Below are 14,840 nucleotides of genomic sequence, written 5' to 3' on the forward strand. Positions count from 1 at the left end.
GTTGATCTCAGTCACGAGCGCATGAGCACGAGAACGGTTGTTTTGAAGGACATCAGGAACATCTTTATCGGTATTGTTTTATCGTGTTTGCTACTGAATTCCGTACCCGGAACCGCCCAGCAACTTAACCCCTGGCCCAAGCCCATACAGGAAAACAAACCGTGGGCGCGGTGGTGGTGGATGGGCAATGCCGTGGATACGGTGAATCTCTCAGCTGCCATGCAGAAATACCACGAAGCAGGATTCGGCGGACTCGAAATAGCACCGATTTACGGGGCAAAAGGTTTTGAAGACCGATATCTGCGATTTCTTTCGCCAGCTTGGGTGAATACGCTTCGATTTGTCCTGCACAAGGGGGACCGACTGGATATGGGAGTCGACCTTACGACCGGAACCGGGTGGCCATTTGGTGGGCCACAGGTTTCCACGGAAGATGCTGCAACCAAGCTGGTTTATCGTATCTATAGGCTTGGCAAAGGTCAACGGCTTACCGAGGCGATCCGCCCCGCGGATCAACGAGACAAAAAAGCGGTACTGTCGGAGGTGGTGGCGTTTGATGGGGAGGGTAACGCTAAAATCCTAACGGAAAAGGTAGACACTCAGGGGATGCTGGATTGGGATGCCCCGCAGGGCGATTGGACGCTGTATGCGGTTTTTGTCGGCAAAACCGGCCAGCAAGTGAAACGCGCTGCTCCCGGAGGGGAGGGCTATACGTTGGATCATTTTTCCACAGCTGCGGTAGACCATTACCTGAATCGCTTTGACACGGCATTTGCCGAACAGGAGATAGGTGTACGGGCATTTTATAACGATAGCTATGAAGTGTATGGCGCCGACTGGACACCGGGATTTTTCAGCGAATTCGAACAGCGGCGGGGGTATGACCTGCGTTTGCATCTTCCGGAATTATTTGCAGATACGGGCGACGTCCGGGTTGCGCGCGTGAAAGCCGATTATCGGGAAACCGTGGGGGATCTGCTACGCGAAAATTTTACGGAGCGATGGACTGCATGGGCACATGGCCGGCATGCTAAAACCAAAAACCAGGCACATGGATCGCCGTCGAACCTGCTTGACCTGTATGCAACCGTAGACATCCCCGAGATGGAAACCTTTGGTTCCAGCGACTTTCCGATTCCGGGTTTTAAACCAGGAATTAAGCCAAAAAGCGGTGATAAACCAGACCCGGTGTTGATGAAATTCCCCAGCTCGGCCGCACACCTGAAAGGGAAACCATTGGTGTCCTCAGAAACGTTTACGTGGTTGGGTGAACATTTTCGCTCGTCGCTATCCCAATTCAAACCGGAAGTGGAACAATGTTTTCTCGCGGGGATTAATCATGTTTTTTATCACGGCATCACGTATTCTCCGCAGGACGTTCCCTGGCCGGGTTGGTTGTTCTATGCGTCGGTCAACATGGTACCTACCAACAGCTGGTGGCCGCATGTACGTGGACTTAATACGTACATCACCCGTGTGCAATCCATCCTTCAATCCGGTGTGATGGATAATGAAGTGTTGCTCTATTGGCCGGCATACGATATTTGGGACGACCCAAAAGGAGGGATGAAATCACTTACCTACCATAACGTGGAAGACTGGTTGCACCCTGCTACTTTTTATCGGATAGCTAGGGCATTGATGGATGAAGGATACGGCGTTGACTTCGTATCGGATCGGCTGCTGGCCGATTTGCAAGCCGATCGGGGACATCTGCAATCGCCGGGTGGAAACCGTTACCGGGTATTGCTTGTTCCCGCTGCACGCCGGATGCCACTGGAAACATTGGCGAAAATCAAGGAGTTCGCCGAAAAGGGGATACAGGTGGTATTCGAACAGCTGCCGGAGGACGTCCCCGGTTTTGGAAATTATGAGCAGCGGAACCGATTGTTTAAACAACTTATCGATAGCCTGTCATCTGCAACGAACATACATGTTACGCCAGATGTAGTTTCCGGACTGGGGAAGATGAAATTTATGGGTGAACCACTGGTACACGAGGGGCTTCGTTTTGTCCGGTTGAAATCCGGAGGGAAAACCATTTATTATGTCGTTAACCACGGAAAGGAAGACCTGGATAAATGGATTGCATTTAACACGCAGAGCCGCCATGTGTTATTGATGGACCCACAGCAAGGGGATTTCGGTTGGTGTAATGCGAAGATACAAGGTAACCAAAGCCAGGTTCATTTACAGATCCGCACGGGCGAGAGTTTATTTGTTCAGTTTGGAGATCAAAGTTCCCTTGACGGACTGCCGCGATGGAATTACCGGGAAGCCTTAGATAGCATAATCGAACTAAGCAATGCATGGAAATTATCATTTAGGGAGGGCGGCCCCCAATTGCCCGTCGACACGCAGCTTAAGCAACCAATCTACTGGACCGCGCTTCCCGGCGAGGCCTATTCGTCATTCAGTGGTATTGGTGTATATGAAACCAGTTTCACGCTGGATGCGATAGATCGTGCAGGCCGATACGATTTGGTGTTGGATGATCTCGCCGAAAGCGCACGGATTTGGGTCAACGATGAAGACGCCGGCTGGATAGGATCGGTTCCCTATCAGTTGGATATTTCAAAATACCTGAAGCAGGGTAAGAATACCCTCCGTATCGAAGTGGCCAACTTGATGGCCAATCGGATTCGATTCATGGAGAAAAATCACATCAAGTGGAACGATTACCACGAAATCAACGTGGTCAACATCGATTATAAAACATTCGATGCGTCAGGGTGGGATATACAGCCATCGGGTTTGCAGGGTAATGTGGTTATCCGGAAATACCGGTTGCGATAGCGTGAACTTATAAAAAAAGGATGAGAATAAGCACCCAGGCAAAACAGATACTCCTATTTACCTTTTTAGGGGTGATGAGCAGAGGTTACTGCCAGCCAGATCCAAATCAGCGGGTAGCGGGACTACCCGTAAACTATGACGAAGCGAAGGTCGGAACATATACATTACCCGATCCGTTGACATTGGAAAATGGACAAAAAGTAACCCGTAAGGAAGCATGGATTAATCAGCGCAGACCGGAAATTCACCGGTTGTTCGAAACGACACAGTTCGGAAAGACGCCCCCCAAACCTGAAGATCTGTCATTCGTCGTATTTGACAAAGGAACCGCCGTATTCGGAGGTAAAGCCATCCGGAAACAAGTGACAATCTATTTTACGAATGACACGGCCAATCACAAAGTAGATGTCCTGTTCTATTTGCCGACAAATACGCAGCAAAAAGTGCCCTTGCTGCTCAATGTTTCATTTAATACCAATAATAGGACAGTCAGCGATACGGGTGTCAAAGTGGGGTTTGTTTGGCCGCGGGAAGGCAAGGGAGATAAGCGGGTACCCGCTACGGGGAACGATAGCGGGCCACAAAGGTACGGGATACCCATTGAAGACCTGGTAGCCAATGGTATCGGTTTTGCCACCTTATATTATGGCGATATAGAGCCCGATCTAAAGAAGGGGATCGAACTGGGCGGGATACGGAAACATTATCTGACCCCCGGCCAGACGGTGCCCGAAGCAGATGAATGGGGGGCTATCGCGGCTTGGTCCTGGGGATTGAGCCGCGTCATGGACTACCTGGAGACCGATGACCAGATCGATGCTGCGCGTGTGGCAATCACCGGTTCGTCACGCCTGGGAAAAACCGTCTTGTGGACAGGAGCCAATGACCAGCGTTTTAAAATGGTGCTGGCCAGTTGTTCGGGGGAAGGTGGTGCGGCGTTGAGTAGACGTGATTACGGTGAAAATATCAAACATATGACGGATACTTCACGGTATTACTATCAGTTTGCCCCTAATAGACATTCCTATTCCGATGATTTCGACAGCTGTCCCATTGATGCCCACGAACTGATTGCACTGATGGCACCCCGTTATCTCTTATTGCAAACCGGAGATACCGATTATTGGTCGGATCCGAAAGGGGAATTCCTTGCGGCACAGGCGGCACAGCCCGTATACGATTTGTTCGGTATCGAAAATGCTTTTCCCCGGATGCCGAAAGCGGGGGATACTTCGCTTGCCTACCAACCTCTAGGGTACTACATGCATGATGGCGGGCACGGTATGATCCCGTCAGACTGGTATGTATTTATTGAATTCATGAAAAAATTCCTATAGAAATCGATACCAAAAATTTACTTGCCCTAGCTTTCCTTTTGGTGTGATAAATTACCCCCGATTGTGGTATGTTGCTGTTTTGCAATCGTTACCGGGATCGATTGCGTAGATATTTTGCGGTTATATTGGTCTTTCAATTGATTATTGTCTTTATAATTGTTTGCATATAAGCTAATATATGCGCTCAGCATAAGGCATCCAATTTAAAATCTATAATTATGAGGAAAGTACTAGTTATTAGTGTTTTGTTTTTGTTCGTGGTTTTCCATGCGGCAGGCCAAGCCATTATTACGGGCAAAGTAACAGATTCCTTTGGTGATTCGCTTTCAGGTGCTACAGTGACCGTAAAAGGTACTTCAATTTCAACGGTGACCGATGATGAAGGGAGGTACTCACTTTCAAATGTTCCCGGGAATTCGGTACTGGTGTTTTCATTTATTGGAATGAAGACGCAGGAAATTCCGGTTGAAAACAGGTCAGTCGTCAGTGTCGAATTGATTGGGCAGGCTACGGAGATGCAGGAAGTAGTAGCGGTAGGTTATGGAGTTCAGAAAAAGATCAACGTGATTGGTTCTGTTTCAACCCTATCTTCTGAGGAAATCACGGCCGCTCCGGCTCCCAATGTTTCCAGTGCATTAAGTGGTCGCGTGCCCGGTTTGTTCGTCACACAGTCAAGCGGGCGCCCCGGCGCTGATAATGCCACATTAAGTATCAGAGGGACCTCAACAATTGGTTATCGCGAAGATACCGGTATTGATAATACGGCCGTCCTCGTTGTTGTTGACGGTGTTCCCGGAAGAGATCTCAATTCCATAGAGCCCGGAGATATCGAAAGTCTCTCCGTATTAAAGGATGCGTCAGCAGCGATTTACGGATCTCGTGCCGCAAACGGAGTCATACTGGTAACTACAAAATCCGGAAGAGAAAGTCCACCAAGATTCGACTTTGATTTTTACTCGGGATGGTCCTCGGCATCGGTTCTTCCAAAAATGACGGATGCTGCTACGTATGCAACCATGATACGGGAAGTACAATCCTACCGGGGTATTTCCGAAGAAAATATGGCCTATTCGGCCGAAGATGTTGAAAAATTCAAATCGGGCAACTATCCATGGACGCATCCGAATACCGATTGGTTCAGCGCTGTGATCAAAGATTACTCCAAAAGCGATCATTATACGTTCAGGGTGTCCGGAGGCTCCAAAGATGTGAAATATTATGGCGGGTTCGGTGCACAGAAGGACGACGGAATTTATAAATCCGGGTCTTCGTCTCATAATAGGTATAATGTGAGGCTTAATTTACAAGCGGCTTTAAATGAATACATCACACTCAACCTGAATGTATCGGGATCTCAATCCAACATCATGGATCCGTACAATACGGAGTTTACCAGTATCATTCGGAACCTTCCCGTATCCACAGCAATCTGGCCAACCGGCGAACCGGGTCCGGATATTGAAAAGGCTCAGCAACCCGTAACGGATACCGATGCAAGCAAAACAGGTTATACCGACAATAAACGCTATACCAGTGAGAATATGCTGACCGCTACCGTAAAAATTCCCTGGGTAGATGGACTATCGGTAATCGGCAATTATTCCTACGATATGATCTTCGGCGTACAGAAATATGTAAGGGATCTGGCAACGTTGTATTTTCTGGATAAAGATGCCTATTTAGCTGCCGGAAATGACGGCAGTCAGAATGGCCAGGCTTTCCTGACTCCTCAGGTAAGAGCAGAAATAGCCGATCCTCGGGTAGAAGATACATATACCGATGCAAGAAGAATAACGAATAGCTTAAAGATAAACTATGATAAATCGTTTGACAAACACTCCATAAGCACATTTGCTGCTATTGAGAGCATGGACTACCTGAATAAGGGAATAACGGCATACCGCAGGGGGTTCCAAACGGTAGCCCTTCCTTACCTGAATTTCGGCTCGACTGAGGAAATGAGCAACAGCTCGTCTGCCGGTATCGATGCGCGCCTAAATTATTTCGGTAGACTTGCTTATAACTATGATAGTAAATATCTGTTTGAATTTACCTTTCGGAGAGATGGTTCCCTTAGGTTTTCCAAAGATGTCGGCCGTTGGGGCAATTTCCCGAGTGTTCTGTTAGGGTGGACTGCCTCAAGCGAGGATTTCTGGCAAAATAACATCCAAGCAATTAATTACTTTAAATTAAAGGCTTCATGGGGACAGTTAGGAAATGATGCAGTGCTTCCTTTCCAGTACCTGACAATGTACGCAATAGGTGACGGACAGACCTTCGGGCCATCAAGAGGTTATCAATCAAGTTTGTATCAGGTAGGAGAGCCCAATCCAAATATAACCTGGGAAGTAGCTAATGTCTTCAATGTGGGATTTGAATCGTTCCTACTGGATAGTAAACTCAGATTTGACATTGATGCATTCTATCAAAAACGCACAGACATCCTTGTGGCCCGGAATGCTTCCGTACCGGATTTTACGGGGTTGTCCTTGCCAGATGAGAATTTTGGAATCGTATCGAGTAGAGGCTTTGATGCAACACTTGGTTTTCGCAGTAAATCGACCAAGTTCGATTATTCGGTAACCGGTATATTTTCATTTGCACGTAATAAGATTGTGGAATACGATGAGCCAGCCGTTTCCTATGACTGGCAACGACTAACAGGACACCCCACTACTGCTTTTTTACAATATAAGGCAATTGGTATCTATCGGGATGCAGAGCAAGTTAACTCCACACCGCATGTACCGGGAGCGAGAGCAGGGGATGTGATCTTGGCGGATCATAATGGCGATGGTGAAATTACCGAAGCAGATCGGATCGTCTACGATCTGAATGGGGATCCGGAAATAACCTTTGGCGTTAACCTTTCCGTACGGTATGGAAACATACAACTGCAGGCGTTGGTGCAGGGGGTTGGAAACAACTGGCGAAGGATTGCTGAAACAGAAGGTGATTTTATATACATGGGTACCTTCGGCAATTATTTTCAATATTATGCCGATGATAGGTGGACGGAGTCTAACACCGATGCAACCATGCACAGGGCATTTGAAAGGGTGGAGGAATACTGGAGAAAGGATGCTTATTTGTCCAGCTTTGACTATTACAATATGGCTTTCGCCCGTCTCAAAAGCGTAGAGCTTTCCTACACGTTCTCTGAAAACTTATTGAAATCTGTACGACTTAAAGGAGCAAGCGTATACCTTACGGGCAAGAATCTGTTTTTCCTGTATAATAAAAATGCGGTCGGAACAGATCCGGAAGTAGCTTCTGTCTCTACTTATCCTACAACCAGGGTGTTAGCATTGGGTGCAAGGGTGTCTTTTTAACTGATAAACAGCAAAGTCATGAAACAATATTTGATAGTTGCCTTCTTATTTTTTATTACGGCATGTAGTAAAAACATTTTAGACAAAACCCCATTGGATCAATATTCTGATGAAATAGTATGGTCTAGTCCGGAGCTTGCTAGTTCTTACCTGAACTACTGCTACGATGGGCTTGGTCATGGTTTTCAGAGTGTTAAAGCAAGTAACTTTACAGATGAGGCCATATTTGGCAGAGGTGCCAGTACAACGACGCTCCTGAACGGTACGATGTCTCCGGATGCCTCGCTTAGTGATCATTTTATGGAGCCTTATAGGTGGTCACAATTCGAGCAGATCCAGCGTATAAATCAATTTCTTGAGAAAATTGATGGGATTGCGGATACCTATCCTTCCGCACAGCAGGCAGATGTCAAAGCGAAAACAGATGTGTTAAAAGGGGAAGCGTTATTCTTGCGGGCATTTAACTATTGTAACCTGGCCCGCACCTACGGGGGTCTGCCTTTATTGGATAAAGCAGCTAAGTTAAATGATGATTTCTCGGCGATTACGAGGGCTACTTTTGAAGAAACCGTTAATTTTATCGTTGCAGACTGTGACGCTGCTGCCGCGTTGTTACCGCTCAAATCGGAACAGGAATTGGGAAGGGCCTGTAAAGAAGCTGCGCTAGCGGTTAAAGCAAGGATATTGTTATTTGCGGCGAGTGATCTCATAGCCGGGGATGTATCCAGTATCAATATCAGTGCGGATAATGCACTTGTCCGTTACGTAAATCCCGACCGAACAGCTTTGTGGACCGCGGCAAAAAATGCCGCGAAGGATTTAATGGAACTTCCCGGTTCTTCCTTGGCCTTGGCTGATTTCGGAGCATCGAGTGGCGATAAGGCAACCGTTGCCGAGAACTACCGGGCGTTGACCGGCAATAGCACCACTCCGGCCGATGGCGAATTCATCTTTGCCAAAATGTTTGACCAGGCACTTGGCACCCGGCATCGTACGAACCAGGTAGACGGACCAAACGGGTATGATGGGCTTTATGGAAGAAATGCACCGCTGCAACGGATGGTCGATGAGTATGAAATGGAGGATGGCACAAATTTCTTTGATCATTATTATATCGAAGAGGTGGCCGAAGGGTCAAATACCGGCAGGTACATAAAAAATAAGTCGGAAGTCACCGGTTTTGATAGCCAAAATCCCTATCACAATCGGGAAGCGAGGTTTTACGCAAATGTGTTATATGACAGTGCCATCTATAACATCGAACCCAGGCCGTCGAGTCTGAAACTTCGGGATCCGTTGGGAATTTACGATCGGCGTACACGTGTGACGATCAAAGCAGACGGATCAGAAACAGTAGTATATGGGCTGGATACACGTAACGGTCCAATTGTGGCAGGTAATGGTAATTACGTTGGGTATCTGACCATGAAATGGGTGCAACAAGGGGTTACCGGTAGCACAGATTATAATTTCAATATTTGGCCCTATCTGCGCTATACGGAAGTAGTACTCGGGTATGCTGAGGCTTGCTGGGAGTTGGGTGAATATGAAGAAACCAGAAAGTGGGTGGATTTTTTCAGAAACCGCGTACTCCTCCCCAACACAACGGCAACGGATGCAGGGCTAAGAGACGCGCTAAGACATGAAAGGAAAATCGAATTGTATGGGGAAGAGTCAAGGTGGTTTGACATACGAAGATGGGTGATTATGGATAAAACGATGACACTGCCGCAATATGGTGTAGAAATTACGGAGGTAACGGATAATAGAAAATCCCCCGCGACGGTTACAACCACGTGGAAATATAATCAGGCGATGCCAAACAATATTATGATAAACGCCACGTACTGGCTGCCAATCCCAACAACTGAACGCCAAAAGGCTCCTCAATTGTTGCAGAATCCCAATTATCGCCAGGATATTTAATGCAGATGCAATGAGACACAATTGTCATTTAAAATTAGCTAACTATTGAACACAGATCGTCGCCAATTTCTGACTACGGCCTTAGCGGGCGGAATCGGGGCAGCTCTGCCTTTCCATGTGTGCGCAGGAACAGGGGACGCTCCGTCTTTGGCGCCTATTTATGAAAAATTGGATAACGCTATGAAACGGCCCGTGCTTAAAACGGAGTTGTTTCGGGATCCCGTTATTATCGAGTCAATTGATTTGTTAAAATATAAGCGCAACTACCTGTGTCGTGTGAGATCAAGGGGAGGCGCCGAAGGGATTGCGTTTGTAAACAGCCAGATGGATCGTCTGTATCCGTTTTTTCTGAAGGATATCAAGCCCTATTTTATCGGCAAAGATGCACGGAACCTGGAAGCATTGCTGGAAGGAGTTTATGTACACGAAAGTAACTATAAACTTCAAAGCGTCGCCCTGTGGGTGCCTGTATCTACGATTGAATTTGCCATTTTGGATCTATTGGGCCGGATTGCCAACAAATCAATGGGACAGCTGGTCGGGGAAATCCATCATCCGGAGATCCACCTGTACCAAGCGAACAGCGAACGGGGCATTACACCGGAAGAAACGATCGATCAATTGCATGAGCAACTGGAAAAGTCACAGGCCCGTGCCATCAAATTCAAGATAGGCGGCCGGATGAATGCTCCGGAAGTACCGAAAGGCCGAACCGAACGATTGATTCCCTTGGTGCGTGAAACGTTCGGCGACAACATGGTCATCTGCGCAGACGCCAATGGGTCGTATGATGTAGCCGAAGCGATCCGGGTGGGAAAAATCATGGAAGAATACCGGTACGAATTTTATGAAGAGCCGGTTCCTTTTGACTGGTACGAAGAAACCAAACAGGTCTCAGATGCCCTGCAGATTCCGATCGCTGGCGGCGAACAGGAGCCGAGCATGCGCAATTTCCGTTGGTTGCTGGGCAACGATGCATTGCAGGTAGTTCAGGCCGATATGTGTTATTTCGGCGGACTAATCCGCTCCATGCGTGTTGCACGGATGGCCAAAGTCCTGGGTAAGGTACATACTCCCCATGTATCAAATATCGGTTATGTGTATACCTTGCATTTCGTTTCTGCTATCCCCAATGCGGGACCCTATCATGAACTGAAAACTCCTTTTAATGACGACATGGAGTTCGAATGCAAAACGTCGACATTGCTTCCTGAAAAAGGACGGGTGAAAGTCCCCACGGGCCCCGGTTTGGGAATCGACTTTGATCCGGCATTCGTTGCAAAGCACCGGATTATTGATGTATAGTATGTAAAAGTTTAGTTTAAATGAAGTGAGATACGTTTTTTATTCTTATTATTATAGTATTAATCGCCATTATAAATAGTATTATTCACAATTATAAAAATCAAATGAAGATGAAATCAACAACTTCGCGTCGAGAATTTATCAAACAGGCTTCGGTGGGAGCCGGTGTCGTCGGCCTGTCCGCTATGGGATTCAGCGCAAAAAGCTATGCACGGATTATCGGAGCCAATGACCGGGTACGGGTAGGCATCGTTGGGTTTTCAAACCGGTTTAGGGGTTCACTGTTCCCTGCCTTTATGAGCCATGCCAAGGCCCAGAATTTTGAATTTGTAGCGGTTTCGGACTTGTGGAATCGCCGTCGCGACGAAGCATATGCCTATGTGAAGGAGAAAGCAGGTGTGGAAATCGCTAAATACCGGAATAACGATGAACTTTTTCCACGGACGGACGTGGATGCGGTGATCATCAGCACGGCGGATTTCCAGCACGCGCTGATTGCGGCAGATGCAGTACGGCATGGGAAAGACGTATACGTAGAAAAGCCGTTGGCCGAATCGCTTGAAGACGCTAAGGTGGTACGGAAGGCCGTGGAGGAAACCGGCAAAATCTTGCAGGTGGGTTCACAGCGTCGCAGCGCACCCAACTACATCGCTGCCAATGAATACATTCGTTCCGGCAAATTCGGAGATATTAAAATGGTAGAAATGACCTGGAACGTGAATCAACCCGGTCGCTGGCGCCTACCGCAACTGACGAAAGAGATCCGCGAACAGGATACAGATTGGGATCGGTTTCTCATGAATCGGCCAAAGGTTGCTTGGAATCCACGGTATTACCTTGAATACCGGCTGTTCTGGCCCTATTCATCGGGGATTTTTGGTCAATGGATGGCTCACCAAATCGATACGGTGCATTGGTTTACAGACCTGCCACATCCCCGCAGTGTGGTGGCGAATGGCGGTATTTATATGTGGAACGATGGCCGTACGAATCCCGATACGTTGACTGCCGTGATGGATTACGGCCCGGCGGATGACATGTCAAAGGGATTTCAGGTGTTATATTCGTCGCGATTCACCAACTCCGCGGGCGACGTAAAGGAATTGTATTTTTCAAATTCTGGATCACTGAACCTGGATACGAACGAAGTGACCCCGGAGGGTGGTTTGACCCAGCGCGCTGCCAGTGAAATGGGGATGAAGGAAAACCTCCTCGAACCGTTTACGCTGTCCAATGCAGCGAAAATCGAGACATCCGCCGATACAGGAAGAGATCCGATGACCTCGTTGCATATGCTTAACTGGATGGAATGTGTGCGGAACCGGAAGAAACCCAATGCAGACGTTGTCGCCGGCTATAACCATTCCGTGGCCAATATCATGGGACATACCGCCTACGTGACCGGCAAACGGGTGACATTTGATGACGAAAAGCAAGAAGTGGTGGTTTCTTAACCGGAGACACATTAAAAGTAGATTGATGAAAACAGCAAAAATTTTGATAGGTACCGTTGTGCTGTCCACAGCTTTGGCTAGCTGCGGACAGTCACAGTCGGGACAATCGCAGTCCCGGCAGGCACAGACGGAACAAACCGATCGGTTTTCCTTCGTAGAGAACCCCGGAAGCCAGTGCATTGATGTATTACTGGATGGGCAGCCTTATACCTCCTATTGTTATACGGATAGCTTAAAAAAGCCGGTTTTGTTTCCGTTGCGTACCAAGGGCGGGCATTTTGTAACGAGGGGATGGCCGGTGCAACCCCGGGCAAATGAGCGTACGGATCATCCGCACCACATTGGACTGTGGTTTAATTACGGCGATGTAAATGGACTTGATTTTTGGAACAATTCACCGGCCATCCCGGCCGAAAAACGTTCGGGCTACGGGAGTATCCACCACGCAGCAGTTAACAAGACAGAAAGCAATGGAAATACCGGTGTGCTCGATGTTACCAAGTATTGGCTGGGACCGCAGGGAGATAGCCTCCTGAAAGAAGATACCCGGTATGTCTTTCAGGTGGATGAGGAAGGCAGTACGTCCATTGAACTTGATATCAAATTGACGGCGCTGAAAGATGTGTCGCTCAAAGACAACAAAGAGGGGGTACTGGGTATACGCTTAGCCCGTGAACTTGAACATCCCTCTGATCAGCCCGCTAAGTTTACGGATGCCAACGGGATTGTCACCGAAGTGGCCCAAAGCAACAACGATGGGGTTACTGGACATTACATAAGCAGCGAGGGTATTGAAGGTGACGATGTGTGGGGAACCCGCGGAAAATGGGTAACCCTGAACGGAACCATCGAAGGGGAGGGCGTATCGCTCGTCATTTTGGATCACGAAGGAAATCCCGGATATCCTACCTATTGGCATGCCCGTGGTTACGGGTTGTTTGCTGCCAATCCACTGGGACAGAAAGAACTCAGCGGTGGAAAGGATGTGCTGAATTTCAAATTGGATAAGGACGCATCTACCCGGTTCAGGTATAAGGTCCTAATCCATGCCGGAAGTAAATTGGATACCGCTACCATCAACGACCGGTTTGCGGAATTCAACGGTCAACAGTAAGCCGACTTTCTTATCCGGATTGCGCAAACGTTGCCGGCAACGTTTGCGCAATTATAGTGGTCCAGTTGTTTCATTCGTTAACCGCCAAGCTGTAACATTGCAGTGGCAGGAACTGGGAATGCATTTATCTGTGTGGGTTGTTGCGTATCACATAGGTTTTAGTTAGGTTTCATCAGATATGAAAAATAAACGGTTTTCGAATGAAGTTATTGAACAGACGGTTATTTAATGAAGATTCTTATCCGGAAAGGGTACTCCAGTTCGGTACCGGAGTGTTGCTCCGCGGTTTGCCGGACTATTTTATTGAGAAAGCCAATCGGGCGGGCCTATTTGGCGGAAGCATCGTAGTGGTAAAGTCGACCGATACAGGCGGTGTGGATAAATTTGAACAGCAGGACAATCTTTACACGATCCATATTAAAGGGATAGAAAAAGGAAGTGAGGTGCAGGATGTGTTACGGATATCGGCAATCAGCCGTGTTATTTCTGCAGTCAGTAACTGGGCCGCGGTTTTGGAAAGTGCCAGAAATCCCCAGCTAGAAATTGTTATTTCCAACACCACAGAAGTAGGAATCACACTCGATGAACGGGAAGATCTGTTTGCTTCGCCACCGGTTTCTTTTCCGGGTAAGTTGACGGCAGTCCTTTTCGAACGATTCCGGACATTCAACGGTGCGGAAGACAGGGGATTGGTCATCCTTCCTACGGAGCTGATTGACAAAAACGGTGCGGTGTTGCAGGACATTGTGCTTACGTTGGCCGAGCGCCAACAGTTGGGTGCAGATTTTATCAAGTGGATAAAAAACTGTAACCATTTTTGCAATACGTTAGTTGACCGGATTGTGCCGGGCAGTTTGGGGCCTGCCGAGCAGAAACAGGCCGAAGGGCAATTGGGCTATAGAGATGAACTGGCCATAATGGCCGAGCCATTTTGCCTTTGGGCCATCGAATCGTCCGATCCGTATGTTTCGGAAGTACTCTCATTTGCACAGGTAGATAAAGGGGTTGTCATAGCTGCCGATATACAAAAATTCAAAGAACTGAAACTACGCCTACTCAATGGAAGTCATACCTTTGCTTGCGGGTTGGCAATACTAGCAGGCTTTGATACCGTAAAAGAAGCTATGGCCGATCCGGTATTTTCGAAATATGTAAGGCAATTGATGCATCGTGAAATCATTCCCACTTTGGTGGGGATAGGGATCGGTAGGGGTGAGGCATCTGAATTTGCTGACCGCGTGATTGATCGGTTCAGTAACCCGTTCCTCCAGCACCACTGGCAGAGTATCAGTACAAATTACACATCAAAAATGCGGATGCGGAACCTGCCCACGATTGTGCGTCATAGGCAACAATCCGCAATGGCGCCTACCTACATGGCCTTGGGATTCGCGGGATATCTGTATTTTATGAAAGCCACGGAAGGAGGTGAGCTGTTCAACGAGTGGAAAGATGACCTGCAGGAATGCAGTGATTTTTGGGAAACCACGAAACAATACCTCAACCGGTTGCAGGCAGAAGAGATTGTATTGGGTGTAATAGATCAATTGAATAAAAAGGAGGAAATAAGGTAAGA

General features: G+C 47.7%; 8 protein-coding genes. All 8 read left to right on the forward strand.

All coding sequences use genetic code 11. The features are described from left to right. Window positions 1-21 precede the first annotated feature (21 nt). The 8 genes from IEX60_RS04555 to IEX60_RS04590 all read left to right on the forward strand — a co-directional run bounded on the left by IEX60_RS04555 (window position 22) and on the right by IEX60_RS04590 (window position 14,838). On the forward strand, window positions 22-2,796 hold the full coding sequence (locus IEX60_RS04555) for a glycosyl hydrolase (RefSeq protein ID WP_188747904.1): 2,775 nt from the start codon (window positions 22-24) through the stop codon (window positions 2,794-2,796). 20 nt (window positions 2,797-2,816) lie between these two features. After that, a complete protein-coding gene (locus tag IEX60_RS04560; protein WP_188747906.1) occupies window positions 2,817-4,133 on the forward strand; it encodes a glucuronyl esterase domain-containing protein in 1,317 nt (438 codons plus the stop codon). Window positions 4,134-4,351: 218 nt separating this feature from the next. Continuing rightward, window positions 4,352-7,465 (forward strand): SusC/RagA family TonB-linked outer membrane protein, encoded by a 3,114-nt coding sequence (locus tag IEX60_RS04565; RefSeq protein WP_188747908.1) that lies wholly within the window; start codon window positions 4,352-4,354, stop codon window positions 7,463-7,465. 18 nt (window positions 7,466-7,483) lie between these two features. Then, a complete protein-coding gene (locus tag IEX60_RS04570) occupies window positions 7,484-9,391 on the forward strand; it encodes a RagB/SusD family nutrient uptake outer membrane protein (protein WP_188747910.1) in 1,908 nt (635 codons plus the stop codon). A gap of 45 nt (window positions 9,392-9,436) precedes the next feature. Continuing rightward, window positions 9,437-10,696: a mandelate racemase/muconate lactonizing enzyme family protein gene (locus tag IEX60_RS04575; RefSeq protein WP_188747912.1), complete on the forward strand. Its 1,260-nt coding sequence runs from the start codon at window positions 9,437-9,439 to the stop codon at window positions 10,694-10,696. A gap of 110 nt (window positions 10,697-10,806) precedes the next feature. Then, complete coding sequence (locus IEX60_RS04580; RefSeq protein ID WP_229717419.1) at window positions 10,807-12,150, forward strand: Gfo/Idh/MocA family protein; 1,344 nt, start codon at window positions 10,807-10,809, stop codon at window positions 12,148-12,150. A 25-nt stretch (window positions 12,151-12,175) separates the two neighbouring features. Further along, entirely contained in the window at window positions 12,176-13,264 is a 1,089-nt protein-coding gene (locus tag IEX60_RS04585; protein ID WP_188747916.1) for a DUF6807 domain-containing protein, read from the forward strand. A gap of 200 nt (window positions 13,265-13,464) precedes the next feature. Continuing rightward, a complete protein-coding gene (locus tag IEX60_RS04590; protein ID WP_188747918.1) occupies window positions 13,465-14,838 on the forward strand; it encodes a tagaturonate reductase in 1,374 nt (457 codons plus the stop codon). Window positions 14,839-14,840: the final 2 nt, after the last annotated feature.

The organism is Parapedobacter defluvii (genome assembly GCF_014642075.1).
Taxonomy (GTDB): Bacteria; Bacteroidota; Bacteroidia; order Sphingobacteriales; family Sphingobacteriaceae; genus Parapedobacter; species Parapedobacter defluvii.